The sequence below is a fragment of the Salinibacterium sp. genome (genome assembly GCF_031364185.1).
In the GTDB taxonomy this organism is placed as follows: Bacteria; Actinomycetota; Actinomycetes; order Actinomycetales; family Microbacteriaceae; genus Rhodoglobus.
In genome coordinates this window covers 1-24,082 of the sequence record NZ_JANLVV010000288.1, presented here as the reverse complement: position 1 = coordinate 24,082, position 24,082 = coordinate 1, and the positions used below count along the sequence as shown (strand labels likewise).

The 24,082-nt window shown below is 65.9% G+C and carries 21 protein-coding genes; 14 read left to right on the top strand and 7 right to left on the bottom strand.

The genetic code is table 11. The features are described from left to right. Nucleotides 1-114: 114 nt before the first annotated feature. Nucleotides 115-1,398 (top strand): hypothetical protein, encoded by a 1,284-nt coding sequence (locus tag RMN95_RS12665; RefSeq protein ID WP_309617270.1) that lies wholly within the window; start codon nt 115-117, stop codon nt 1,396-1,398. 81 nt (nt 1,399-1,479) lie between these two features. Beyond that, nucleotides 1,480-1,641 (top strand): hypothetical protein, encoded by a 162-nt coding sequence (locus RMN95_RS12660; RefSeq protein ID WP_309617269.1) that lies wholly within the window; start codon nt 1,480-1,482, stop codon nt 1,639-1,641. 34 nt (nt 1,642-1,675) lie between these two features. Here the strand turns inward: RMN95_RS12660 and RMN95_RS12655 are convergent, their stop codons facing one another. Continuing rightward, the gene (locus RMN95_RS12655; RefSeq protein ID WP_309617268.1) at nt 1,676-2,686 is read right to left on the bottom strand and encodes a serine hydrolase domain-containing protein; all 1,011 of its coding nucleotides are present in this window, start codon (nt 2,684-2,686) and stop codon (nt 1,676-1,678) included. Nucleotides 2,687-2,823: 137 nt separating this feature from the next. Here RMN95_RS12655 and RMN95_RS12650 point away from each other — a divergent pair, with 137 nt between their 5' ends. The 3 genes from RMN95_RS12650 to RMN95_RS12640 all read left to right on the top strand — a co-directional run bounded on the left by RMN95_RS12650 (nt 2,824) and on the right by RMN95_RS12640 (nt 5,362). After that, entirely contained in the window at nt 2,824-3,549 is a 726-nt protein-coding gene (locus tag RMN95_RS12650) for an SGNH/GDSL hydrolase family protein (RefSeq protein ID WP_309617267.1), read from the top strand. Beyond that, nucleotides 3,546-4,157 (top strand): nucleoside/nucleotide kinase family protein, encoded by a 612-nt coding sequence (locus RMN95_RS12645; RefSeq protein WP_309617266.1) that lies wholly within the window; start codon nt 3,546-3,548, stop codon nt 4,155-4,157. The genes RMN95_RS12650 and RMN95_RS12645 overlap by 4 nt, the downstream gene beginning before the upstream one ends. Nucleotides 4,158-4,288: 131 nt before the next feature. Next, nucleotides 4,289-5,362 (top strand): alkene reductase, encoded by a 1,074-nt coding sequence (locus RMN95_RS12640; RefSeq protein ID WP_309617265.1) that lies wholly within the window; start codon nt 4,289-4,291, stop codon nt 5,360-5,362. 29 nt (nt 5,363-5,391) lie between these two features. Here RMN95_RS12640 and RMN95_RS12635 read toward each other — a convergent pair whose 3' ends face one another. Beyond that, complete coding sequence (locus RMN95_RS12635; protein WP_309617264.1) at nt 5,392-6,603, bottom strand: MFS transporter; 1,212 nt, start codon at nt 6,601-6,603, stop codon at nt 5,392-5,394. 153 nt (nt 6,604-6,756) lie between these two features. Here RMN95_RS12635 and RMN95_RS12630 point away from each other — a divergent pair, with 153 nt between their 5' ends. Further along, a complete protein-coding gene (locus tag RMN95_RS12630; protein WP_397545144.1) occupies nt 6,757-8,700 on the top strand; it encodes an amino acid transporter in 1,944 nt (647 codons plus the stop codon). Nucleotides 8,701-8,723: 23 nt separating this feature from the next. Here the strand turns inward: RMN95_RS12630 and RMN95_RS12625 are convergent, their stop codons facing one another. After that, nucleotides 8,724-9,176, bottom strand: a complete 453-nt coding sequence (locus RMN95_RS12625; RefSeq protein WP_309617262.1) for a hypothetical protein — start codon at nt 9,174-9,176, stop codon at nt 8,724-8,726. Between the two features lie 213 nt (nt 9,177-9,389). Between RMN95_RS12625 and RMN95_RS12620 the strand changes: the two genes are divergently transcribed. The 5 genes from RMN95_RS12620 (at nt 9,390) to RMN95_RS12600 (ending at nt 13,732) form a co-directional block, all read left to right on the top strand. Next, on the top strand, nt 9,390-10,970 hold the full coding sequence (locus tag RMN95_RS12620) for a C2 family cysteine protease (protein ID WP_309617261.1): 1,581 nt from the start codon (nt 9,390-9,392) through the stop codon (nt 10,968-10,970). Nucleotides 10,971-11,132: 162 nt separating this feature from the next. After that, entirely contained in the window at nt 11,133-11,522 is a 390-nt protein-coding gene (locus RMN95_RS12615; RefSeq protein ID WP_309617260.1) for a hypothetical protein, read from the top strand. A 98-nt stretch (nt 11,523-11,620) separates the two neighbouring features. Continuing rightward, nucleotides 11,621-11,869: a phosphoribosylformylglycinamidine synthase subunit PurS gene (gene purS, locus RMN95_RS12610; RefSeq protein WP_309617259.1), complete on the top strand. Its 249-nt coding sequence runs from the start codon at nt 11,621-11,623 to the stop codon at nt 11,867-11,869. Between the two features lie 11 nt (nt 11,870-11,880). Then, on the top strand, nt 11,881-12,576 hold the full coding sequence (purQ, locus tag RMN95_RS12605; RefSeq protein WP_309617258.1) for a phosphoribosylformylglycinamidine synthase subunit PurQ: 696 nt from the start codon (nt 11,881-11,883) through the stop codon (nt 12,574-12,576). A gap of 364 nt (nt 12,577-12,940) precedes the next feature. Further along, on the top strand, nt 12,941-13,732 hold the full coding sequence (locus RMN95_RS12600) for a VOC family protein (RefSeq protein WP_309617257.1): 792 nt from the start codon (nt 12,941-12,943) through the stop codon (nt 13,730-13,732). Here the strand turns inward: RMN95_RS12600 and RMN95_RS12595 are convergent. After that, nucleotides 13,729-14,589: a type II CAAX prenyl endopeptidase Rce1 family protein gene (locus RMN95_RS12595; protein WP_309617256.1), complete on the bottom strand. Its 861-nt coding sequence runs from the start codon at nt 14,587-14,589 to the stop codon at nt 13,729-13,731. The genes RMN95_RS12600 and RMN95_RS12595 overlap by 4 nt on opposite strands. 297 nt (nt 14,590-14,886) lie before the next feature. Here RMN95_RS12595 and RMN95_RS12590 point away from each other — a divergent pair, with 297 nt between their 5' ends. Both RMN95_RS12590 and purL read left to right on the top strand, forming a co-directional pair. Beyond that, nucleotides 14,887-15,441 (top strand): hypothetical protein, encoded by a 555-nt coding sequence (locus RMN95_RS12590; RefSeq protein WP_309617255.1) that lies wholly within the window; start codon nt 14,887-14,889, stop codon nt 15,439-15,441. A 45-nt stretch (nt 15,442-15,486) separates the two neighbouring features. After that, nucleotides 15,487-17,772, top strand: coding sequence for a phosphoribosylformylglycinamidine synthase subunit PurL (purL, locus tag RMN95_RS12585; RefSeq protein WP_309617254.1), 2,286 nt, complete (start codon nt 15,487-15,489; stop codon nt 17,770-17,772). A 7-nt stretch (nt 17,773-17,779) separates the two neighbouring features. On the opposite strand, the gene RMN95_RS12580 is transcribed toward purL, so the two are convergent. From RMN95_RS12580 to RMN95_RS12570, 3 genes are all read right to left on the bottom strand, one after another. Then, nucleotides 17,780-19,609, bottom strand: a complete 1,830-nt coding sequence (locus RMN95_RS12580) for an amylosucrase (RefSeq protein WP_309617253.1) — start codon at nt 19,607-19,609, stop codon at nt 17,780-17,782. Further along, nucleotides 19,606-20,145 carry a hypothetical protein gene (locus RMN95_RS12575; protein ID WP_309617252.1) on the bottom strand — a complete coding sequence of 180 codons (540 nt, stop codon included), beginning with the start codon at nt 20,143-20,145 and terminating at the stop codon, nt 19,606-19,608. The genes RMN95_RS12580 and RMN95_RS12575 overlap by 4 nt, the downstream gene beginning before the upstream one ends. Nucleotides 20,146-20,463: 318 nt before the next feature. Continuing rightward, entirely contained in the window at nt 20,464-22,845 is a 2,382-nt protein-coding gene (locus tag RMN95_RS12570; RefSeq protein WP_309617251.1) for a sigma-70 family RNA polymerase sigma factor, read from the bottom strand. A 77-nt stretch (nt 22,846-22,922) separates the two neighbouring features. Here RMN95_RS12570 and RMN95_RS12565 point away from each other — a divergent pair, with 77 nt between their 5' ends. Further along, nucleotides 22,923-23,651 carry a hypothetical protein gene (locus RMN95_RS12565; protein ID WP_309617250.1) on the top strand — a complete coding sequence of 243 codons (729 nt, stop codon included), beginning with the start codon at nt 22,923-22,925 and terminating at the stop codon, nt 23,649-23,651. The last annotated feature ends 431 nt before the right edge of the window (nt 23,652-24,082 follow it).

Below are 24,082 nucleotides of genomic sequence, written 5' to 3'. Positions count from 1 at the left end.
ATCTCGGCGACTGTTAACCTGCCGGACACCCCCTTGAACGAGGGTAGACATAGTGTGGCTTTGGTATCGCGCTGGCGAGACATCCTTCAACCAACCCACCGCAGGGAGACCCTCATGACACGTCGTTCACAACACACACCCGGTAGGCACGTCGCTGGGGCGACTCGGTACGGTCACATTCCGACATCGTTCAGGCGTTCTGCTCCGGCCGCCGTAGTGGGAGTCGTCTGCGCAGGCATGCTCGGAACCGCCCTGTTCACTCTGTCGATCGCCCCCAGCGCGTCGGCACTGGAGATCGCCGATTTCGGTAGCGGCGGATACGGCGGCGGCGGCGGGGGCGGATTCGACTTCGGTGGTTCGGACTTCGGTGGTTCATTCGCCGATGGCGCGGCTACCGACTTTGGAGCCAGCGAGTTCAGCGATTTGGGGTCGCTCGGTGGGGAGAGTTTCACCGACGGTGTGAACTCGCCGGTCGAGGTGGGACTGGATGGTCCTGTCACCTCGGGACCCCTGGTCGTCGTCTCTGTGGACGGCGTGCCCGTAGACGGCGCTGCAACTCAAACCCAGCCCAGCCTGGGGTTTCCTGACCCCAGCGGGCTCGATACCAGCTTCGTCGGTCAGGGAATCGAAGGCGGCGACAACATCAGCGGCGGGATCAAGGCTGAAGGGGTGTTCTGGGGGCAAGGCGTTCGAGGCTATATCGGCACCGACGGCGTCTCGTACTCGGTTGTTGACGCCTACGGCTTCGGGGCGAACGCGAGCGTCTCTACCGCGGCAGCGATGCCCCCATCCGGAACCACCTTTGAGGCGAGAGCGACCTTCGAAGTGGGCATTATCAAGGGCAACGTTACGGGGGCCATAGGTCCAGACAGCCCGACAGTGAGTAATGTGGGCGTCACCTTGAACGCCGGCGGATTTCGAGCGGGTCTCAGTGGCGACCTGCAGAATGCGCCGACGGCGAGTGCCGGTTACGCCCCGTCACTCGGCCTTGGTGCCTCATTTTGGGCGGGACAAGTCGACACGAACAGCACCACGTGGACTGAGATTGGATCGAAGATCCCGGATTCGGCCTCGCTACCCAACCTCGGCTTCCCTGACCCAAGCGGGCTCGACACGAGCTTCGTGGGGGAGGGTGCCGCCCCGGAAAGCAGCATCGAGCTCAGCGAACCGTTCCGGATAGAGATCTCGGGTGTGGCGACGCCGGAGGAAGCCGCGGCGTCAGAGGCTCGCGCTGCAGAAACAGGAATTGGACTCGCAACCCCCGTCGACTACTCTGCCCCAGCGGAGACCTTGGCCCCGGTGACCAAAACTGCGGTTGAGACAACGCCCAGCTTCGAAAGCGCTCCGGGCGATGCCTCCGGATTCTGGTCAGCCGGATACGAGTCATCCGGAGAATAGCGACAGCTCGACACGCTACGGGAGCTCTCAGGTATCGCAGAGGGCTCCCGTAGCGATCCGGTGCGCGAGTATCGTAGACACATGTCGCGCAGGGAGAAAGCCGGCAAGATGCCCGCCTTCGAGGCCGGCGGCATCTACAACGCCGCGAAGAGGAAGGGCCTGCTGCCCCGGCGCGGGCTGCGCGAAACGCTCGCCAGCTTCCTCAGACGCCACCGCGGCGGCACCGCGAAGCGCCCACGCTGAGCAGCTGGCCGCCCGAACGCTAGCCTCCCAACCACTAGCCGCCCAGTCGCTCGTCGATCTCGCGGATGACCTCCCACGCCCCCTCTTCCGAGTTCGAGAGCACGACCACGTCGAGCCCATCCTCCAGATAGTGGCGCACGATTCCGGATGCCCCGGGGTTGATGCCGTCCTTGTAGTACGAGCGCACCGTGCCGTCCTCGTTCATGTCGAACTCGAGTCCGAAGCCGTACCAGGTGGCCTCGTCGTGCTCGACCTGCGGCGAGAAGAACTCGTCAGTGAACTCCCTATCGAGCAGCTCGCCGCCCCGCACCGCCTGAAGGAAGGTCAGCAAATCGGCCGCCGTCACCTGGGCGCCACCGTCGGGCGAACCGATCGGGGGGTAGCTGTAGATGTTCTGCACCCAGGAGCCGTCGACACGATCCCAGCCTTCGGCGACCCTGGGCGCGGCATCCCGCCGGTCATAGAAGCCTGAATCATGCATCGCAGAACGGGTAAAGATCTCGTCGAAGACATACTGTCGAAAGGGGACGCCGGTGACTTTTTCGAGCGCAAGGCCGGCGAGGATGTAGCCGGCGTTGTTGTAGCGGCAGTCGACCCCGGGGGCAGCCAGCGGCGGCTTATTCACGAACTGCGGCAGGAAGTCGCGCGTCTCGATCACAGAATAGTTCGGGGTCGCACGCCACAGTTCGGCGTAATCCTCCCCCTCTTCCTCATCGGCGTCATCGGCGATGCCGCTGGTGTGCGTGAGCAGATGCAGCAGCGTCACATCGATGCCGATCTCGGTGCCCTCGAGGTCGACGTAGTGGTGGATGGAGGTCTCGAGGTCGAGGTTGCCCTTGCCGACCTGCTGCAGCACCGCCACGCTCGTAAATAGCTTCGTGATGGAGGCGGTGTCGAAACGGGTGTCCAGGGTGTTCGGGATGCCCCAACGCTGGGTCGCGAGCCCGGACGCTGCCTCGAAGACGGTGCGGTTACCGTCCCGAATCAACACAACACCGGCAAAATCCTGGTCGGCGAGAAAGGCATCGAGGCCGCTGGTGTCCATCCTCTGAGCCTACGGCTTTCATTATTCAGGAGGTGGTGGGGTTGGAGTGTGTGGAGTGGCTGGAAAGGTCCCACTGACGGTATCCAACCCCATCAGCCCCATCACCTCCTGAATAATGAAAGTTATACGATCAAGCCATGAATGCGATCCGCAGGCTGAGTCGAATCGCGATGCTGCCCGCCGCGCCCGTGCTCATCGCGCAGGGACGCAGGCTGCGGCGCGATACACCCAGGCTCCCGGATGCCGCACACCCCTGGCAGGGAACACTCGACGGCCCCGAGCCGCTCAGACTGCTCGTGCTCGGGGATTCCACGGCGGCGGGTGTGGGTGCCGCCACCCAGGATAAAGCGCTGCCGGGCAACCTCGCACGGGGGCTCCGCGCACACACCGGAAGAGGCGTCCACTGGCAGGCCGTGGGCCGCCACGGTGCCACCGCGCGCGACCTGGTCACGGACTACCTCGACACCGCGGTGACCGGGCGGTGGGATGTCGTGTTCCTCACGATCGGCGCCAACGACGCGCTCGGGTTGCGGCCTCGCGCGGCGTTCGCGCGTGACATCCGGAGCATCCTGACCGCACTCACTGCGGTCAGCCCGGTCGTTTTGGTGTCGTCCCTGCCCGCGTTCTTCAGGTTCGAGTTGCTGCCCAATCCGCTGCGCTTCAACCTTTACCTGCATTCGCAAAGCCTCGAGGATGCTGCCCGCGGCGTCGCCGCCACCTTCGACACCGTGCACATGTCGCCGCCTCCGCCGCCATACACCGAAGGCTTTTTTGCGACCGACCTGTTCCACCCGAGCGCGATCGGCTACCGGGATTGGGCCGATTTTGCCGTCGAGGATGCCGCCGCCGCCGGCATGCTGTGATCCTCAGCTCGCTTGCCGAGGTTGCAGCCCTCGTGGCCGACGCCCGCGCCGCCACCTCCGCCGACCGCCGGTTGCTCGTGGGAATTGCCGGACCGCCTGGTGCCGGTAAATCCACCATCGCCGCGGCGCTCGTCGGCCGTCTACCCGCTGCCGCGCTCCTTCCGATGGACGGCTTCCACCTTCCCCAGTCAGAGCTGCGCCGCCTGGAACGCCGCGAGCGGATGGGCGCGCCAGACACCTTCGACATCGACGGGTTCGTGTCGACCCTCACTGATGTTCGCAACTCCTGCAGATCGGTCGTCATCCCCGGCTTCGACCGCGGAACTGAGGAGCCGGTGCCGGAGGCGGCCACCATTCTGCAGGAGTCATCAACGGTGGTGGTCGAAGGCAACTACCTGCTGCTATGGGAGCGCGCCCTCTCGCTGCTCGATGTGACGTTCTTCGTGGAGGTCGAGCACGGCATCCGTATCGAGAGGCTGGTGCGGCGCCACGTCCGGTTCGGCAAGTCGCCGGAACAGGCACGGGGTTGGGCGCTGGGTCCGGATGAGTGGAACGCGAACGCGGTCGCAGCAACCGCAGAGGTCGCCGACCATCTCATCAGGCTCTGACGAAGCCCCCATCGCCGGGACATTTTGCGGTGGGCCGGCGCGGGAATACTTCGACGCCCTGGCCCGTTTTCGGTGAAGGCAATCGAAGCGCATCGCGCCGGCCGAAAGTCCCCTCGAGAGAAATCAGGATCATGCAGTTGTTCAGTCCCACCAGCCTCGGCGCCCTCGCGCTGTCCAATCGAATCGTCATGGCACCCCTCACGCGCATGCGCGCCGGTGTCTCGGGCGAGCCCAACGACATGATGGTCGAGTATTACCGGCAGCGGGCATCCCTTGGGATGATCGTGAGCGAAGGCGTATTCACGAGCGACGTCGGCCGCTCGAATCCAGGTCAGCCAGGTATCGTCACCGTCGCGCAAATCGCCGGCTGGCGCCGCGTCACGGAGGCGGTGCACGCCGAGGGCGGGACGATCGTGATGCAGCTCATGCACGGGGGTCGGGTGAGCCACGAAGACACCACCGGCGGGCTCACTCCCGTCGCCCCGAGCGCGATTGCGATCAAGGGCGAAACCTACACTCCCCTCGGCAAAAAGGCATTCCCCACCCCCCGCGCGCTCACGGAATCGGAGGTTGGCGACATCGTTACCGAGCACGTCGCGGCGGCGACACGGGCGATCGAGGCCGGATTCGATGGAGTCGAGCTACACAGCGCCAACGGCTATCTCCTGCATGAGTTTCTCTCCCCTGTATCTAACGTGCGCGACGACTCCTATGGAGGAAGCCCCGAGGAGCGCGCGAAGCTCGGAATCGACGTTGCGACCGCTGTAGCAGGGGCGATCGGGGGCGACCGGGTCGGCATCCGCATCTCGCCGTCCCACAACATCCAGGATGTGCTGGAAGAGGACGCGGATGTCACGCGTGCCACCTACGACGCGCTGATAACGGGGCTCGCCCCGCTCGGTCTGGCCTACCTCAGCGTTTTGCACGCTCAGCCTGATAGTGACCTCGTACAGGACCTGCGGGCCCGGTTCGGCGGTCCGCTCGTGGTCAATTCAGGATTCGGGGGCGTCACCGGCCGGGACGAGGCCGCAGAACTCGTCGAGGCGGGCACGGCAGACGCAGTGGCCGTCGGACGTCCGGTCATCGCCAACCCGGATCTCGTGGTGCGCTGGAAGGAAGGCGCGCCGATCAACGAGGCCGATCCCACAACCTTCTACACGCCCACCGCGGAGGGCTACACCGACTACCCAGCTCTGGCGAGCTGAGCGGGGCGCGGGTCGGAAGGCGGAACGGGCTACAGGAGTTGCGGCACCCGCGGGCGGACGATGCTCGCGGCCACCACGACCACCACGACCAATCCTCCGGCAACCCACGCGAGCCCGGAATAGCCGATCAGCGCGAGAATCGGTCCCGCAACTGCGCCCCCAAAGGCCCCGGCAAGGCTCATGATGGTGTCGGCGCGACCCTGCACTCGAAGCCGAGTGGCGCCCGTCACGAGATCGGATACCAACGCCGAACCCGACACGGTTGCGGCGCTCCAGCCGAGGCCGAGCACGACGAGCGCGACGGTCACGAACAGAGTGCTCTCAGAGGCAAGGCCGATCAGGATGACCGCGGTCGCGAGCAGCGCTTGGCCGCCGAGAATGACCGGTAGTCGGCCCCAGCGATCGCTCGCCCACCCGAAGAGGGGCGCGAGCCCGAACATTCCCGCCACATGAAGACTGATCGTGAATCCGATGATCGTCAGGCTTGCCCCATGGTTACTCAGGTGCACAGGCGTCATCGACATCACGGAGACCATAACGGCGTGGCTGATGGCAATTGAGCCAATCGCGAAAACCAGGGCCATTCTGCCGCGAACGACCCCGGCATCGGGCGTCGCTAAAGCAAGCACGGCCCTCCCGCGGGCCAGTATCAGAGGGTCTGGGCGCAGCGCGGTGAGGTAGAGAAGCGATGCCATTACCTGCGCGGCGATGGCGATGACAAAAGAGCCGGTGTGCTCGGGAAGGCCCAGCGCATCCTGGATCGCAACCCCGGGGCCGAAAAGGTTCGGTCCGACCACCGCGCCGATCGTGGTCGACCAGACGACCAGGGACAGGTCTCGCCCCCGGCGCGATGGCTCAGCCACATCCGTTGCCGCGAAGCGAGCCTGGAGTCCCACGGCGGTGCCAACACCAAGCATGGCGAACCCCACGATGAGGACGGGAAAGAACTCAAGCCCGGTGGCAATGACGGTGAGAATGGAGCCGCTTGCGGCGGTAGCCGCACCGAGCGCCAGCGCCGGCCGACGCCCCAGCCGCTGCGCAAGGCGCGCCAGAGGGATCGCCGCGATCGCGGCACCCAGCGTGCTCGACGTCGCGGCAGCACCGGAGAACGCTTCGCCCGCAACCTCGTTGGCGATGACGGCACCGATGGCAAGAGTGGCGCCCTGGCCGAGTCCCGCGAGTACCTGTCCCGCAACGAGCACCCGCACGATCCTGGACTGGATGGCGGTGTCTGCGTTCACGTAACCAGTCTGGCTCACTCACTTCGGTGGCGCGGCGCTCGTGCGGGTTGCGCTCATACGGAAATGGCATGATGGTCGAGGGTTCCTTGCAGGGCCATAACGTAGTGGAGCACCGCCGTGAGCAAACCGAAGGTCATCGAGTTCCCCTCCAGCGTGGTGGGAGCGGGTGTCGCACCACCGCCCACTAGTCGATTCGCGCGATGGCTGCTCAATGACAAGGTGCAGCCCAACGGCCCCGAGGTCGCCGAGTCGACGGCGCACGCGCACTCCTGGTGGAAGGTCATGACACTCACCGGAGTCGACTACTTCTCGACCCTCTCGTACCTGCCGGGCATCGCCGCGCTGGCGGCGGGTGCACTCTCCCCCCTCGCCACGCTGCTGATCGTGGCACTCACTCTGCTCGGCATGCTGCCGATGTATCGACGGGTGGCGAAGGAAAGCCCCCACGGGCAGGGATCCGTCGCGATGCTCGAGAGGCTGCTGCCCTTCTGGCGGGGCAAATTCTTCGTGCTCGTACTGCTCGGCTTTGTCGCGACCTCCTGGATCATCACGATCACCCTGTCATCGGCGGATGCCACAGTGCATCTTCTCGAGAACCCCTTCGTCCCCGAGGCACTCAGCGGGCAGGCTGTACTGATCACCATCGTGCTGCTGCTGATTCTCGGGGGAGTGTTCCTGAAAGGCTTCACCGAAGCGGTGAACGTGGCGATCCCGCTGGTGGCGGTATTTCTTGCGCTCAACGCGGCCGTGATCGTGGCCGGCTTCATCGACATCGCCGCCAACCCGATCGCTGTGGATGACTGGATTGCTGCCCTGGGGTCGGGCGGCGGCGGCTGGAACGGAATCGTCCTTCCCGCACTCTTCGCATTTCCCCTCCTGGTGCTCGGCCTGTCAGGGTTTGAGACCGGAGTCAGCATGATGCCACTGGTCGCCGCCAAGGGTGCGACGCCCCAGGAGCGGCTCGAGTCGCGCATCCGGAACACCCGCAAGTTGCTCACGTCCGCGGCACTGATCATGAGCGTCTACTTGCTCTCGTCGAGCCTGGTCACCACGATCCTGATTCCGGCGGAGCAGTTCGCGCCCGGCGGCGGGGCCAATGGCCGCGCGCTCGCCTACCTGGCACACGGGTTGCTGGGCGAGGGTTTCGGGACCGTCTACGACATCAGCAGCATCCTCATCCTGTGGTTCGCTGGCGCCTCCGCCATGGCCGGCCTGATCAACATCGTGCCGCGGTACCTGCCCTCCTACGGGATGGCACCCGAGTGGAGCCGCGCGGTTCGCCCCGTAGTGCTGATCTATACCGCGATTAGCATCGTTATCACCATCGGCTTCAACGCCGATGTCAATGCGCAGGCCGGGGCATACGCCACCGGGATATTGGCGATGATGGTCTCCGGCGCGATTGCGGTGACGATATCGGCGATCCGCAAAAGGCAGCGCGCGGCGAGCGGCGGCTTCGGCATCCTCACGCTCATTCTGCTCTACGCCCTCATCGAGAATATTCGCGAGAAACCTGATGGAATCGCCATCTCGGCGCTGTTTATCCTGGGCATCGTGATCATCTCGCTGATCTCGCGTGTCTCGCGCACCACCGAATTGAGGGCCAGACGCATCGAGTTCGACAAGGCCGCACAACGGTTCATCGACGAGTCGGCACTCCACGACGGCCAGCTGAACATCATCGCCAATAAACTCGATGGAGGCGATCGTACTGAGTACCGAGCGAAGGAACGCGAGCAACGCGGGGTGAATCCGGTGCCGGGGCGCGCCGACATCCTGTTCCTCGAGATTCAGGTCATCGATCCCTCCGAGTTCGGCGACATCCTGCACGTTCGCGGGATCGAGATCGACGGGCACCGCATCCTCCGCGCGGCGAGCCCTGCCGTACCGAACGCGATCGCCGCGATCCTGCTGGCGCTGCGGGACGGTTCTGGCCTCAAGCCCCAGGCCTACTTCCAGTGGTCCGAGGGCAATCCGCTGGGCCACCTGCTGCGCTATCTCATCCTTGGCCGGGGTGACACCGCACCGATCGTGCGCGAAATCCTGCGCGAGGTGGAGAAGGATCCGGCTAAGCGGCCGGGCATCCATGTCGGCTGAGGCAGCCGCGGGACCGTCGGCGATCAGCGCGCAGGCACCTCACGCATGCCCCGCCGAGAAGTGACGGTAAAGGCAACCGCAGCGATCACATAGAAAATTACATCAGCGGCAATTTTCCCCGCCACGAGGCCGCCCGTCGTGTCGCCGATAAGCAGGATGCCGCCGAACAGCAGAACCGGCCTGAGCAGCAGGAGATCGACGAACTCGGTGGCGCCAAATTCGGCCAGCAGGCAGAGTGTGGTGCGATGCACGACAGTCGAGAGCCGTGGCCGAACATCCCGCCCCCAGATGACCCACTGCTCGCGGTAGACGGTCATCCCCATCACGGCGTAGAAACCTATGGCCCCGGCCAGCAGCGCCGAGAGCGCGATAACGACGGTGGATGATGTCAGGCCGCCGGTGATGTTCGCCGCCAGCAGCATGGTGACCGTGCCCACGATCTCGGGCGGCCCATAGCGACGAATCCAGAATTTCACTCGACGAAATCGAATCCGCCGAGCAATAGATATCGAACCTCGAGCGTGCGACACGGGCACTCCTTATTTCCTGATGAGGAGCCGCCCGGTCGGCCCCTGATACGTGGAGCGCCAGGGTTTTCGAACTTTGCGGGTGGATGTATCACCCCGGCCCCCTTCGACTCCTGTACTGATGCGAGACACCCTCGCGCCGAAGGAGAAAGGTGTCACCCAATGACCTCAACACCATCGACGATTCACACCCGCGGTGTGGTCGACGCCGAGGCGACCGGCATAAAGAAGCCGCGACAGTCGTCACATTCCGAAGAATCGCCCCTGGCCAATACCGGTGTGCCGAACCCATACGCACTGGCCGAGATCATCGCGAATCGCTCAATCAACTGGGACCAGATCGGTAACCGACCGGCCCTGCTCGAAGAAATTTTCCAGATGCCCTACACGCAACTCTTCGATCCGGCGAACGGTTCGCCACTGTACGTCGGACGGGTTCAGCGGACGAACGGGACCGTGGTTCGAGAACGGCCACACCTCGAAGATCACACCCGCACATCCAGAAACGATGTCGACACCGACGAAGTGCCCGATCTCTCCGGTGTTCGCACGCTCGCCGAGCTTGCCTCGCTGCTGGGCGTTAAGGCCCTCGGCGACCTGCGCATCCGCGCGGCGCTATCGACCCGCACCGGCACGATCGTGGAGTTCTCCGAAACGCCCCGGGCGCGCGCTGAGCGGTTGGAGCGGCTTTTCGACAGGCGCGTGCTCGACATCCTGTTTCCCTTGGAGCCCGGGTATCACCCCGATGGCTTCGAATGGAACGACGAAGGCCGGTTCTACAACGAGGCAACCGAGTTTCTCGACCCGGTGCAGGGTGGAGTCGGCGACTGCTACTTCATCGCCGCGCTTGCCTCCGTCGCATGGTCGATGCCCTCCACCATTGCCGACAAGACTCGCGCTACCGGCCACGACAACCAGGCCTTCAAGCATCAGGTCAGCTTCTTCGGTGATGCCGGCTGGGGCAGCGTGGAGGTGACCGATCGGATCCTGACGAACGGAGGAGGGCCCACGTTCGCCCGCTCGAGTGAGGCTGGCGAGATCTGGCCCGCCGTATACGAGAAGGCCTACGCCAAGTGGCGCCTGGGAAGTTCCGACGATTTCCCGGCCATCCCGAGCATCTCGGGTGGTGACCCGTCCATCGCCGCGCGCGCGCTGACCGGGTTGCAGGACTATCGCAATTGGCACTCCAGCTTCACATCACCGCAAATTCTCGAACTCATCAAAACGCACTGCTCCAGCGGTCGAACCACGACACCGATGGTCGCCTGGACCCACGGCGGCGACAGTGCGGAAGGGCGAGTCGCCTACACCGACGCGAACGTGGTGGGCGGGCATGCCTACTCGGTGCTCGGTTGGATGCGGCGCTACGAGCCGATGCGGAAGTCCGTCGTCGATCCGCACATCCTGCCCGGCAACACCGTTCCGCCCATTGCCTGGCCTTCCCCAGGACCTCAGCTGCTCGCCCCAGCCGATGTGGTCGACCCCGGGGTGCATTACGCCACCTCACTCGGACTCGCGACGAGTCTCGAGTGGCAGCAGCTCGCCGTGAGGCCGGTCGACTACGTCGTGATACGAAACCCGTGGGGCTACTTCGAAGCCACAGGTTCCTCGGTCGTCGCCGGTTCGCACCAGGCGGTCGACGTTGACTGGTGGCGGTCCATTCCTCTAGGCCAGGGCGGGGTTTTTGCCATGGAGGCCACGGCATTCCATCGCTACTTCGCGGGAACAGGCGGGGCTCACTAAGATCACGGCTGTGACGTCTCGCCTCAGGACGTCACCCCCTAAACTCACAGCGGCTGGATGCCGGTTGGTCCCGAAGCCCACCGGGGTCCGGCCGCTGTGCCATACGACGAGTCGAGCGTGGGATATTCCGCGGCCTGGCGCCCGCGCCCGTAGGGTTGGCGTATGTCTGGCACCGTGACAACCATCAGCCTCCTGGCCGAGGTGTTCACGATTGTCGGGCTGGGCTGCGGGGCCGTGTGCTTTGCCATCCTGCTGGCCATGCGGCTCTCGCGCGGGCCGTGGCATACGGTCCCGGCCGCTATCAACGAGGGGCAGCTGAACTGGCTGTCCTCGGACGGTGACGTTCACCATCGCGCACTCACCGAGGCCGAACTCGCACTACCCCACGATAATGACAGCCTTGAGGTGTTCCACCGCCAGCGCAGCACCGGCAACTGCTACCTCAAGAAATCCGCCCCCGATGAGTCACTCGTACGGCTTCTGGGCATCATCTTCGCCGGCATCGGAGCGTTGGCGGTGGTCGCCTCGATCGTGGTGCTGTTCCTGGAGTGAGCTCGGTTGCACTGGTTCGGGATGCGTGCGGCCACCGCCGAGCATCCACTGGTCGCATAGAATCGTGTCGTCCGCCCACGAACTCCTGGAGTGTTTCGGTGCCCATCATCGTCGTCGAGGTCATGCCTAAGGCAGAGATCCTCGACCCCCAGGGCAAGGCTGTCGCCGGCGCCCTCACCCGCCTCGGCCACGACCGCTACACGGGGGTGCGCATCGGCAAGCGTTTCGAACTGACCATTGATGGCCCAGTGGATGACGCCACGCTCGCCGAGGTTCGGGAGATCGCCGAAGACATGCTCGCGAACACCGTCATCGAGGACGTCGTCAGCATTTCGGTCACCGAATGAAGGGTCGCCGAATGAAAATCGGTGTCATCACCTTCCCGGGCTCGCTTGACGACCGCGACGCGCAGCGTGCCATCCGCATCGCCGGCGCGGAAGCCGTCGCGCTGTGGCATGGCGACCACGACCTGCACGGGGTCGACGCGATCGTGCTGCCCGGCGGTTTCAGCTACGGCGACTATCTTCGCGCCGGGGCCATTGCCAGCCACGCGCCGATCATGGCGGAGGTTATCGACGCCGCAAATTCTGGGATGCCCGTGCTCGGCATTTGCAACGGATTCCAGATGCTGTCCGAAGCCCGCTTACTGCCCGGCGCCCACACCCGCAACGCGCACCAGCAGTTCATCCGCCGCGACCAGAAGCTGCGCGTCGAGAACAACACCACCGCCTGGACGAACGAGTATGCGCCCGGCGCCGAGATCGTCATCCCGCTGAAGAACGCCGACGGCCGATTCGTCGCCGATGACGAGACCATCCGGCGCATCGAGGGCAACGGCCAGGTGGTGTTCCGGTATGTCGACGTGAATCCCAACGGCTCGATGAACGACATCGCGGGGGTGGCGAACGAGCGCGGAAACGTGGTCGGGCTGATGCCACATCCGGAGCATGCCACCGAGCCCGGCTTCGGCCCAGACATGGGGGATGCGATGCGCTCCGGCACCGATGGACTCGCCTTTTTCACCAGCGCGATCGCCGCCCTCACCCGGGCTTAACGCGGTCACGCCGCCGCGCCTGGGTGCGCGGCGGGAGTTGCTCCCCTGCGGCGGGAGTTGCGCCCCGCGGCGGGAGTTGCTACTCCCGCCACTCGCGAACAACACCCGCCGGAGCGAGCTGCTGCTCTCCCCGCCGCCTCGCCCCCCCCGGCTCGCGCCGCCACCACCGCCGTACGGCGGGAGATATTCCCCCACGGCGGGAGTTGCTACTCCCGCCGCCTGCTGCTCACTCCCGCCAGACGAGCTTGTTACTCCCGCCGCGCGAAGTGTGCACAGCCGACCTTGACGCGGAGGCCCCCTGGGTGTCGAATGAACCCCATCACCTCGGCCCGTGCTGAGTTTTTTGCGAAGACAAGGAGCCGACATGCCCGCGCACGAAACCACTCTCGCTGGGAATCCGGTCTGGATAGACCTGCTGTCGTCAGACCCGGCCTCGGCGATCGACTTCTACAGCACGCTGTTCGGCTGGACTCACATGTCTGGGCCGGAGGAATACGGCGGCTACGTGACCTTCTTCCTGAACGGCGCTCCGGTTGCCGGGCTGATCGGCCAGGGCAACAATACCGGCGGGCCCGATGCCTGGACGACCTTTCTCCTCACCGATGATGCGGAGGCAACTGCCGGGCTCGCTGCGGCGAATGGTGGTCAGGTGATCAACAACTTTCGGGTCGGCGGGCAGGGCACGATGCTGAACATCATCGACCCCTCCGGTGCCATGGTGGGCGGCTGGCAAAAGGATGCACACCGCGGCTTTCTGGTTGTCAATGAGCCCAACGCGCCGGTCTGGTACGAGGTACACACGCGCGACTTCGCCGCGGCATCAACGTTTTACGAGAAGGTTTTCGGCTGGGAACTGTCGGTCATGGGCGATTCTGACGAGTTCAGGATGTCGACGGTCAGCGATGGCGCCGCGCCCGTCGCGGGCATCTATGACGCGACCTCGACCATGAAGCCGGTGGAACGCTCGGCGTGGGTGGTCTACTTCGGGGTGGCGGATGCCGATGCCACAGCCGCGCGGATCATCGAGCTCGGCGGATCGGTGCTCGAAGCGCCCGTCGACACGCCGTTCGGTCGGCAGGGTTCAGCGGCCGATCCTACGGGCGCGGCATTCCGCTTCATCGGCGTCGAGGCGCCGGAGGAGCGACAAACGCCTTAGGGCGAGACGAGGAAGATCCCGATGACGCCGTCGTTTCGCGCGTGCACGATCACGAGGAACACGACAAGATCGAACAGCAGGTGCACGGTGAGCACATAGGGCAACGAGCGGGTTTTAGAGAAGATCCACCCCTGCAGCAGCGCGAAGGGGATCGTCAGCAGTGGCCCCCACGCCTGGTAGCCGAGTTCCCACAGAAACGACACGAAAATGACCATCTGCAGCAGGTTGGCCTGCCAGACCGGGAAGTGTCGTTTGAACAGCACGAAGACGGTGAGGATGAAGAACAGCTCATCCCAGGTTCCTACCGCATTCACCCCGACAAAAAGTCGGGCAATCTCATGCCACTCGGTGACCGCCGGCCAGTTCAGGTAGACGCCCGAGGTGATGAAGTAGAACGGCAGGATGAGCCAGCCGAGAAAGAGCACCAGCACCACGTAGCCCCACTGCACGCGACTCCATGGCCAGCCGCCGCGCCACGGGAACCGGATGACGCGGTCGCGGAACACGAACCGGGAGATCAGGTACGGCGCGGCCACCGCCGCCGCCAGCACAAACCCGAGCAGGAAGAAGTTACCCCAACCGATGTTCGCCTCCACCGAGATCGTCGACACGATGGCCATGCCGGTCGCGATCAACACCAGGTCGCGGAACAGTCCGTCGGTGCGGCGGGAGCGGTCGAACAGCCACGCGATGAGCAGCGCTGCGGCGAGCATCCCGTAGCCGGCGACCGTGACGGCTGGCGAGGTGCCGCGCAGGGCGAACAGCAGAAGCGCAGAGCTACTCAGCAGCGTCGCGGGGATGAGCCCCCAGCTCAGAGCGGGCAGGGGTGATGTCTCGGGGCTGGCTACTGCGGGCACCCTCTGAGTCTGCCACGGGCGCCTCATCATCCACCTCTCCGCTAGTACCAGTCGGTCACGCCAGTAAGCTCCGGATGCCTCGCCCGCTGCTTCCCGCACCGCATCGAGACCGCGCAAACTGTGGTTATCGCTGCAAAGGTAGCAACAGTTTGCGCACTCTTGGCAGCAGGCGGCAGGCGGCAGGCAGGGGGCCGTGTCCAGGGTGGCGTGCACAGAATCAGTTTTGTCTGACCCGCCGTGGCGCGAACCGTGTATCCAATACTCACCAGGTGGCACTTTTGGGCCAGAATAAGTCTCATGAACAGCCTTACCACCAATCGCACACTCGTCGCGTTCATCACAGCCTCTCTCCTGCTGGCAGGATGCGCACAGGTCGCTCCAGCCACCGAAGAGGGTTCCGCGGGCTCTGGCTCCGGCTCCGGCTCCGAAACGCTCTCGACCGACTGCAGCATTTACGAGGGACAAACAGACCCGGAACTCACGCTCTTCACGTCGAACGCTGTCGCGGCCGGGCCCGGCAATGGTCAGGTCTTCGGGGATGGAACCGAGCTCTCGGTCACCCTGTCGCAAGAGGCAATCGACGCCGGGTTGCTCCCGCAGTTTGAGTTGATCACGCTGAGCGAGACCGGCGGGCCCGTGGTGATCTCCAGTCTTGCCTTCGATCCCACCACGGGAGGCGATGGGACGTACTCGACGAGCACCCTAGAGTTCGGCAACGACGAGCTCGTCGGCACCGCCATGATTGCCGAGATCTTCGCTATCAGCGACGCGACAGTCGGCGACACCCAGCCCTACGGTGACAAGCTGTTGCTTGGGAACTATTGCATGACCTACGCGAACGACGGATCCTAGCCGCTGGACGGCGCCGCGAGAATTGTCGCTGGGTAGAATTGCGTCGTGAATCAGGTTGTCGACACAGTCCAGAACGCCGCCGCCACTCCCGAGAAGGTGCAGCCCTACGCCGCGCTCGGCCTGAAGGAGGACGAGTACCTGCGCATCCGCGAAATTCTGGGGCGTCGGCCCACAAGCGGCGAGCTCGCGATGTATTCGGTGATGTGGAGCGAACACTGCTCGTATAAGAGCAGCAAGAATTACCTTCGACAGTTCGGGCAGAAGGTCAGCGAAAAGATGAAGAAGAACCTCATGGTGGGCATGGGCGAGAACGCCGGCGTGGTGGATGTCGGCGAGGGCTGGGCGGTCACCTTCAAGATCGAGAGTCATAACCACCCGAGCTTCATCGAGCCGTTCCAGGGCGCTGCGACGGGTGTCGGCGGCATCGTCCGCGACATCATTTCCATGGGAGCGCGACCTGTCGCGGTAATGGATGCCCTGCGCTTCGGTCACATCGATGACCCCGATACCGCGCGCATTGTGCACGGCGTCGTCTCGGGTATCTCGTTCTACGCGAACTGCCTCGGCCTGCCGAACATCGGCGGAGAGACGTATTTCGACTCGGTCTACCAGGCCAATCCGCTGGTCAACGCGCTCGCGGTGGGCGTGCTGCGGCACGAAGACCTGCACCTGGCGAATGCCCGCGGCGTGGGTAATAGGGTGGTGCTATTCGGGGCTCGCACCGGCGGAGATGGCATTGGCGGGGCATCCATTCTCGCGTCTGATTCGTTCTCGGCGGGCGGGCCGACCAAGCGCCCCGCGGTGCAGGTCGGTGACCCCTTCGCCGAGAAGGTGCTCATCGAGTGCTGCCTCGAGCTGTTCGAGAAGAAGCTGGTGGAGGGCATCCAGGATCTGGGCGCCGCCGGTATCTCGTGTGCCACGAGCGAGCTCGCCTCCAACGGCGATGGTGGCATGTTCATCGACCTCGAGCAGGTGCTGCTGCGCGACCCGACCCTCACGGCCGAAGAGATCCTGATGTCGGAGAGCCAGGAGCGGATGATGGCGATCGTCACGCCGGACAAGCTCGCGGGCTTCCTGGCGGTCGTGCAGAAGTGGGACGTCGAAACCAGCGTGCTGGGCGAAGTCACCGACACCGGGCGCCTGATCATCCACTGGCGCGGCGAAGAGATCGTCAACGTCGAACCGCGCACCGTGGCCGTCGATGGGCCCGTCTACGACCGGCCCGTCGCCTACCCGACCTGGATCGACGCCCTGCGGGCCGACACCACCGACCGGCTGCCCCGCTCGACCGACCTGCGGGCCGACATGCTGGCCCTGCTCGGCTCGGCCAACCTCAGCGATAGGAGCTGGATCACTAACCAGTACGACAAGTACGTGCTCGGCAACACCGCGCTGAGCTTCCCCGACGACGGCGGCATGGTGCGCATCGACGAGCAGTCCGGCCTCGGATTCGCCGTCGCCACGGATGCCAACGGCCGCTACTGCCAGCTCGACCCTTACCGCGGCGCGCAGCTCGCCCTCGCCGAGGCGTTCCGCAACGTGGCCGCGACCGGCGCAACCCCGGTCGCCGTCAGCGACTGCCTTAACTTCGGCTCGCCCGAGAACCCCGAGGTGATGTGGCAGTTCGCCAAAACCGTCGAGGCTCTATCCGATGGATGCCTCGAGCTCGAGATCCCGGTCACCGGCGGCAACGTGTCGTTCTACAACCAGACCGGCGAGACGCCCATCCACCCCACCCCCGTCATTGCCGTACTCGGGATCATCGACGACGTAGCCCGTCGCATCCCGTCGGGCTGGCAGGACGAGGGCAACAACATCTACCTGCTCGGCGTCACCCGAAACGAGCTCGATGGCTCCGCCTGGGCCGGCACGGTGCACGATCACCTTGGCGGCCTGCCGCCCGTCGTGGACCTCGGTGCCGAGCTGAAACTCGCGGCGCTGATCGGTGCCGGCGGGGAGCAGAGCCTGGTGGCATCCGCCCACGATCTCGCCGATGGCGGGCTCGCGCAGGCCCTCGCCGAGGCGGTCATGCGCTTCGGTATCGGCGCGCGTGTGTGGATCACCGAGATCCTGGACCGTGATGGGGTGGATGCCACGGCCGCCCTGTTCAGCGAATCGACGGCCCGGATGCTCGTGAGCGTGCCGCGCGAAGATGACGTGCGATTCCAGGGGCTGTGCGAGGGCCGCAACTTCCCGTACCTTCGCATCGGCGTCACCGACGACAGCGGCGTGCTCGAGGTGCAGGACGAGTTCACTATCTCGATCGACGAGCTGCGCGGTGTGCACCGCGCGACGATGGCGGAGCGGTTCGGCGCGGTCATCGGGCAGTAGCGTTCGGTCAGCCTGACGCAGGGAACCGTAACCAGACAACGGACAGCGGCTCGAGCAGCAGATCGTCGCCCGGCTCGACCACGAACTCACTGAGCAGGTCGACACCGGTGGTGGCAAATCCGGAGAGCACGATCGCCGGAAGTCGCTGTGGCTCGTCGCCGAAGTTGCTCAGGGCGAGCACGGTGGCCTCGTCGCCGGGCCGCAGGTAGCCCAGCACGTGCCGGTTGCCGGTGTCGAAGACGGTGAGGCGACCACCGGCGAATTCGGGAGTGTGCCGTCGAACCGCGATCATCCTTATGAGCCCCGAGAAAATCTGCCCGGAAACGGTGCTGCTGTCATTGCGACGCGCATAGTCAGCTTCCGGATACCTCGGGCGGCCCGCCCAGCGCGAATCCCCCACCTGCGCGGGGTTGCCGCGGTAGGAGAGATCGTTGAGCTGCCCCACCTCATCGCCCAGGTACAGCAGCGGAATGCCGCCGGTGCTCAGGATGACGGCGTGCGCGGCGAGAATACGGCGCACGGCGAGAGGGTCATGGGCCTCCACCCCTGCCAACGACGCCGTCGTACCCGCGACCCTGCAGTCGCCCGTGCGGGGGTTGCTCTGGAACGGAAGCCCGCGGGCGAACGAGCCGTCGAAGCGCCCGACGTAGAACGAGTTGAGGAAGCGACGGTGATCGAAGCCGTGAATGCCGAGCTCGGTGGCATCCTCGTCGGCAAACGTCCAACCGATGTCGTCATGGCCCCTGACGTAATTGACCCACGAGGTGTGCTCGGCAATCGAGTGGCGCCGCTCGAGGGCCTGCGAAAGCAGGGTGACCTCGCGGGTGGCGAGCGTGTTCCAGATCAGGGCCATCTGCAGCGGGTTGTAGCTGAGCTGGCACTCGCCTTCGCCGATGTAGGTCATCACCTGGTCAGGGTGAACGATCGCCTCAGACTTGAAGAGGGTGGCCGGGGCGGCGATCCGGCACAGGGCGTTGAACGCCTGGAGCAGCACGTGAGCCTCGGGGAGGTTCTCACAGGAGGTGCCGAGTTGCTTCCAGATGAAGGCGACGGCATCCATCCGCAAGATCTCGACGCCCTGGTTGGCGATGAACAGCATTTCGCGGGCCATCGCGCGGAACACTGCGGGGTTTCGATAGTTCAGATCCCACTGGAACGAGTAGAACGTGGCCCAGACCCAACGGCCGTCGGCCAGCGGCACGAACGAGCCGGGATGGTCATCGGGGAAGATCTCCCTCGTCGTCAGCTCGAAGGCATCCGGCTGGGCGCGATCGGGGTAGATCAGGTAGAAATCGGTGAAGGCAGGGTCACCGACCAGGGCCTTGCGGGCCCACTCATGCTCGCTGGAGGTGTGGTTGAAGATGAAGTCGAGCACGAGCGAAATGCCGTTGTCGCGCAACTCTTCGGCCAGCTGCGCCAACTCGCTCATCGTTCCGAGGGCAGGGTTAACGCGGCGATAGCTCGACACCGCGTAGCCGCCGTCGGAGTTCTCGGCGGGGGCCTCGAACAGCGGCATCAGGTGCAGGTAGGTCAGCCCCAACTCCCTGAAATAGGGAATGCGCGAGTGGATGCCCGCCAGGTCGCCCCCGTAGAGATCGACGTAACACACGCCCCCGAGCATCCGGTTCGATTCGAACCAGTCTGGGTGTGCCTCTCGCGTGTCGTCGAGGGCTTTGAGGCTAGGCGGTCTCTGCTCCCACGACTCTTCGAGGTCGCCCAGCAGCAGGTCGAATTCGCCGCGAGCCGAATCCTGAGTGCCGTAAAGCTGAAAGAAGAGCTCTCGCAGGCGGGGTGCTTGCTCAGACAGCCGACGCTCGAATGGGGAGGGAGGGCTCATTCGGCTACCAGCAGGCTCAGTCGGTCGGCGATGTAGCTATCGAGCCGGCGGGCGGGGTCGGTCGCGTGCCAGCGCACCATGACCGCCCCCTCTTGCAGGCTCAGGATGCCCGAGCCTTCGTCGAGCGCAGCGGCACTCGTGTCAATCGGGCTGTAGTCGAAGTTCACCACCTCACCATCCGGAAAATTGCCCCGTGCGGCGGCCCGACGATCGTCTCGGCGCGCCTCGGCCTCGGCGGAGCGATTCGTCACCGCGCGCAGCGGCACGATCGCGCGGGTCACCGACCCGGTCTCGTACAGTTCGGCGTTGCGGTCGATAAGCAGCACCCCGAGGCGCCACGCGCGGCCGGCCCGCACCATCTTCGTCGCGGTCGAGATCGGCCCGAAGCCTCGGCCGGGCTTGACTGCGCCCAGGGCCTCGTCGTGCGCCCCGCGTGCGTCGAGTTCGGCGACGGTGCGCCGTAGCAGCTCCGCGAGTTCCGCGGCGGCGGCAGAGGCGGCGGCCGCGGGGTCACCGGTGTCGGGTCGATGAGCCATGTCTCCAGTCTGGCCCTAACCTGTGCGCCGCCGCACCCCAGCTTCGGCACGGCGGTATCGCGTGCGGCTGCTGTGGTGGCATCCACCCGCATCGCGCCACTGTCGGCGTCAATTCATTGTCGGCATCGTGCCACTGTCGGCGACAATCCATTGTCGGCATCGTGCCACTGTCGGCGTCAACTCCCCGAGGATGGTGCGGCGGCAGGGCCCCGGCCGCCGCACTCGGGAACCATTCTCCGCCTCAATTCGGATCTGGATTCCGCGCCCTCTACCCGATGAGAGGGTGTCGGCGGTGATCCCTTACGCGACTTCGCGGAACTATCTGCTCTCGATCGTGACCGCACCGATCAGGTACGCGTCGCCGGCGGTCTTCGCCGTGAGTCGCGCTCGCGACGCGGGCATTGTGATGGCGCTGAACCGTTTCGCATCGACGCCAAACGAGTTGGGCCGCGTGAATCCGTCGGCCGTGGAGTCGAATGCGTTGTCATCAGCGCCCAGGCCCGTCGCGGGAACAGCCGGGGAATCGTTGACCAGGAGGGCATCGCCTTTGCTGCCGGCGTCACCCTCCCAGGCGACGACACCCAGTGTCGCCTCGGTACCCGGCACCACCGCGACATCGAAACTCACGGACGCCGAACCAGCGACAGTGGCCAGCCCGTCGAAGAGCGCCACGCGGCCGGGGGACAACGAGGAGTCTTCGAGCACGACGACCAGCACCCAGCCGGCGTAGGTATTGGTTCCCGTGACCAGTGGGGCGCCCGCCGCCGCCCAGTCGCCGCCGCCCCCGGTGCCCACGAGCGCCGTGACATCCGCCGATGACTGGTAGACATCACGACCACTGATTTTTGTGCGATCCGTGCGGTCGGCGACGACCGTGACGGCCGCGGCACCCGGCGCGCTGAGCGAGATGCCGCCGAGATCCGCAGCACTGGCACCCGATGGCACATAGGCGGACCAATACACTCGCGCAACGGCCACGGTCGCGCCGGGCGGCAGATCCAATCGGGTGGTGGATGTCCCGGCCTCGGACATCACCCAGTCGTTGTTGTCCCACCGCGACGATAACCCCACACGCGCACGGGCGTCGACGCACCCCGGCGAACCGTCACAGTCCAGCAGCGAAGCCCCGGCGACCCTGATCGTGTAGGCCCCATCGAGGATGACCGTGGCGCCGAATCCCGCGACGCGAACCGAAGCGGCCGCCGCCGCGGCGAGTTCGACAGCCCCGGCTCTGGCGCTCACCCGGAGCGCGGTGACCGTGTCGGCGGCCGGGCCTACGGCGAGCGGAATGCGCACCACCGAGCTGGAGCCTCGCGCGAACGACGTGGTTGAGCAGGTCACCACGGCACCGACCGGGACGCACGACCATCCGGTCGGCGGGCCCATCAGCGCGGTGCGCCGGAGGTCGACGGTCACCCCGGCGGGAAGGTCAATACTGACGGAGAGCGCAGCGACAGGGGAGACGCCCGTGTTGGTGACCACGACTCCGATCAGGCCATCCCGACCCAGCACAAGGTCGCCCGTGTCTTCCCAGGCCAGCGAGATCGAGGGGGGCAGGGCCGGAATTGGGTTGGCAGGCGGCGCTGCGAGCGCGGGCTGGCGCGGCGCGGGCCGGGCCGAAGGATCCACCAGCGGTGCGAGTGGCGGCGGTGGGGTGGGCGGTGTTGTGGGCGAAGCGCTCGGCGGGGGAGTGGCCGTCGGGGGCGAGACCGGCGCCGGCTGCTGGACGGTGGGCGGCTGGGCGACGGGAGCCGCGACATCCACTGATGACAGGGTCGGGATGATCATGGCCGCCGCGACTGCCGCACCCGCGAGCCCCACCACCGTCGCTGCGACGGCCGCCACCGCGCGACCACTGGGTCGATGCAGTCGCCACCGCGGCACCAGCACTGCAGCGCTCGCGGCCGGAGCGTGTCCGAGCCCGAGCAAAGCGGCCGCGCCGGCGCTTCCCAGCACGAGAGGCGCGATCACCACGCGCATGCCATGGCCCACGTCTCGCAGCTCGACCAGAATCGCCCGACACTTCGAGCAGTCGTCCAGGTGACTCTCGACCACGAGCGTCTCACGCTTCGCGAGCCCGTCGCGAGAGTAGGCACCCAGCCGACCGCGCACGTCAGCGCACTCTGTGTCCACCGCAACCACGTGTTCCTGCAGGTAGGCCTGGCGAAGCCCCTCGCGGGCACGGAAGCCGAGGGCCGACACCCCGTTGGCGGTCAAGCCGAGAATGGGAGCGACATCGGCCGGCGACATCCTCTCCACCTCGAGGTACCACAGGGCCTCCTGCCACCGTTCGGGCAGACTGGCGAACGCCGAGTTGACTACGCGATTCTCGAACGACGCCACCGCGGGGTCAGCACTCGAGGTGGGGCGCTCGAACGCGCTGATATCGTCAGTGGCCCGCACCCGGGCATCACGGGAACTCTGCTCGGCCGACAGCCTCCGCAGGGTCGTGTAGAGATAGGCCCGAAAGGCAAGATCAGGCCCGCGCCCGCCCTGAATGGCCCGGATCGTTCGATCGAACGCCTCCGACACCAGATCGTCAGCAGCGAAAGCGTCACGACTGTAGGCGCGCGCGACACGCAGCGCAGGGCCGGAATGCCGAGCAAAAAGTCGGCTGTGGGCGCCGGAATCACCCGCGCGCACCGCGCTGATCAACTCCGCGTCGCTGCGTTCGGCTGAGTGATCGACTCCCCGCCCCACAAGGTGAAACTACACTCTCTGAATCGGGCGCGAAAGTCGCGTAATGAAAAGGTGACCAGCCCCTCTCCTTAGGCATGATGAGATCACCATTCGCGAAACCGGATGCGGCGGCCCTGGTCGCTGCCTGGCGCGCCGCCCACACCGGGCGCGACCTCGATGACTGGCACACGGCCGCGGTCGACGACGTCGCCCACGCGATCACGCACCGGCGCGACGCATCCGAATCTGCCCGACTGCTTGGCCGGCATCGCGCCGGGGCCGGGATCGGAATGCGCGAAGGTGTGGAAGACCTCGAAACCCCGTATCGATTGCACTTCCGCACGGCGCCACCGCACGCCGTCTCACGCGCCTTCGCCGAGGGGTGGGCCGATGCCGAAGTCGAAACGCTGCTCGGCCGCGCCAGCGTTGACAGCCTCACCGGACTCGCCACCTACGACTACGTGTGCGCCAGGCTCAGTGAAATCTACGCGGAATCACCCGACATCGAGCGTTGCTTCGTGATCGTGGATGCTCCGAACAGACTCACGAACGGCCCGGCCCGGCTGGCCCGCAGCCTTGGACTCTCGAACCTGCTGCGCTCCGTATTCTCGACCGGGGAGACGACCGCGATCCTGCCCCACGGCCTGTTCGTGGCGCTCGTCGCACGCGGCGACAGCCTGGGCGACTCGCTGCAACGGCTCAGTCGTGGGGTCGGCGCGTTCGAGACGGCCGCCGACACCTCCGGGCGAGTGCGCGTCTGGGTGGAACCCTTGCCCGGAACCCAGAAGCTCGCCGAAGAGCTGCTGCTCGAACTCGACGCGGCGTAACTGCATCCTGCGTCGGCTGCCGCGTCTCCCGCTCCCGCTCCCGCTGCCGCGTCTCCCGCTCCCGCTCCCGCTCCCGCGCGCTGCATTCTGCGCCTGCGCCGCCTGCTGTTCCCCACCGCTCGCACGCTCGCGCTAGGCGTCGAGAACGCCACTTCTGCTGGGTAGATCGAGGTTGAGGCAGCAGAAGTGGCGTTCTCGATGATTCCTACGGTCCAGGCGGCAGGCTGGGGGGACGGCAAAAGGGGACCAGACCACAGGTGCGGTGATAGCGGCCAATGAGGGCCCGCGCAGCTGGCACCGTGCAGCCCGGTCGCTCGCGCCGCCCGCGGCGCGCAACTACCCACGCGGGCCGGGGCGCCGAGGTGGGTCACACGTCGAACTCGAGGCCCGGCCACTCTTGTGGGCGGGCCCAGACGTGGCCGCCGAACGCC

Excerpts from the sequence above, each read along its gene's own strand:
- RMN95_RS12665 (WP_309617270.1), top strand. The coding sequence starts at position 115 with ATGACACGTCGTTCACAACACACACCCGGTAGGCACGTCGCTGGGGCG.
- RMN95_RS12660 (WP_309617269.1), top strand. The coding sequence starts at position 1,480 with ATGTCGCGCAGGGAGAAAGCCGGCAAGATGCCCGCCTTCGAGGCCGGC.
- RMN95_RS12655 (WP_309617268.1), bottom strand. The coding sequence starts at position 2,686 with ATGGACACCAGCGGCCTCGATGCCTTTCTCGCCGACCAGGATTTTGCC.
- RMN95_RS12650 (WP_309617267.1), top strand. The coding sequence starts at position 2,824 with ATGAATGCGATCCGCAGGCTGAGTCGAATCGCGATGCTGCCCGCCGCG.
- RMN95_RS12640 (WP_309617265.1), top strand. The coding sequence starts at position 4,289 with ATGCAGTTGTTCAGTCCCACCAGCCTCGGCGCCCTCGCGCTGTCCAAT.
- RMN95_RS12620 (WP_309617261.1), top strand. The coding sequence starts at position 9,390 with ATGACCTCAACACCATCGACGATTCACACCCGCGGTGTGGTCGACGCC.
- RMN95_RS12615 (WP_309617260.1), top strand. The coding sequence starts at position 11,133 with ATGTCTGGCACCGTGACAACCATCAGCCTCCTGGCCGAGGTGTTCACG.
- purQ (WP_309617258.1), top strand. The coding sequence starts at position 11,881 with ATGAAAATCGGTGTCATCACCTTCCCGGGCTCGCTTGACGACCGCGAC.
- RMN95_RS12600 (WP_309617257.1), top strand. The coding sequence starts at position 12,941 with ATGCCCGCGCACGAAACCACTCTCGCTGGGAATCCGGTCTGGATAGAC.
- RMN95_RS12590 (WP_309617255.1), top strand. The coding sequence starts at position 14,887 with ATGAACAGCCTTACCACCAATCGCACACTCGTCGCGTTCATCACAGCC.
- RMN95_RS12580 (WP_309617253.1), bottom strand. The coding sequence starts at position 19,609 with ATGAGCCCTCCCTCCCCATTCGAGCGTCGGCTGTCTGAGCAAGCACCC.
- RMN95_RS12575 (WP_309617252.1), bottom strand. The coding sequence starts at position 20,145 with ATGGCTCATCGACCCGACACCGGTGACCCCGCGGCCGCCGCCTCTGCC.
- RMN95_RS12565 (WP_309617250.1), top strand. The coding sequence starts at position 22,923 with ATGAGATCACCATTCGCGAAACCGGATGCGGCGGCCCTGGTCGCTGCC.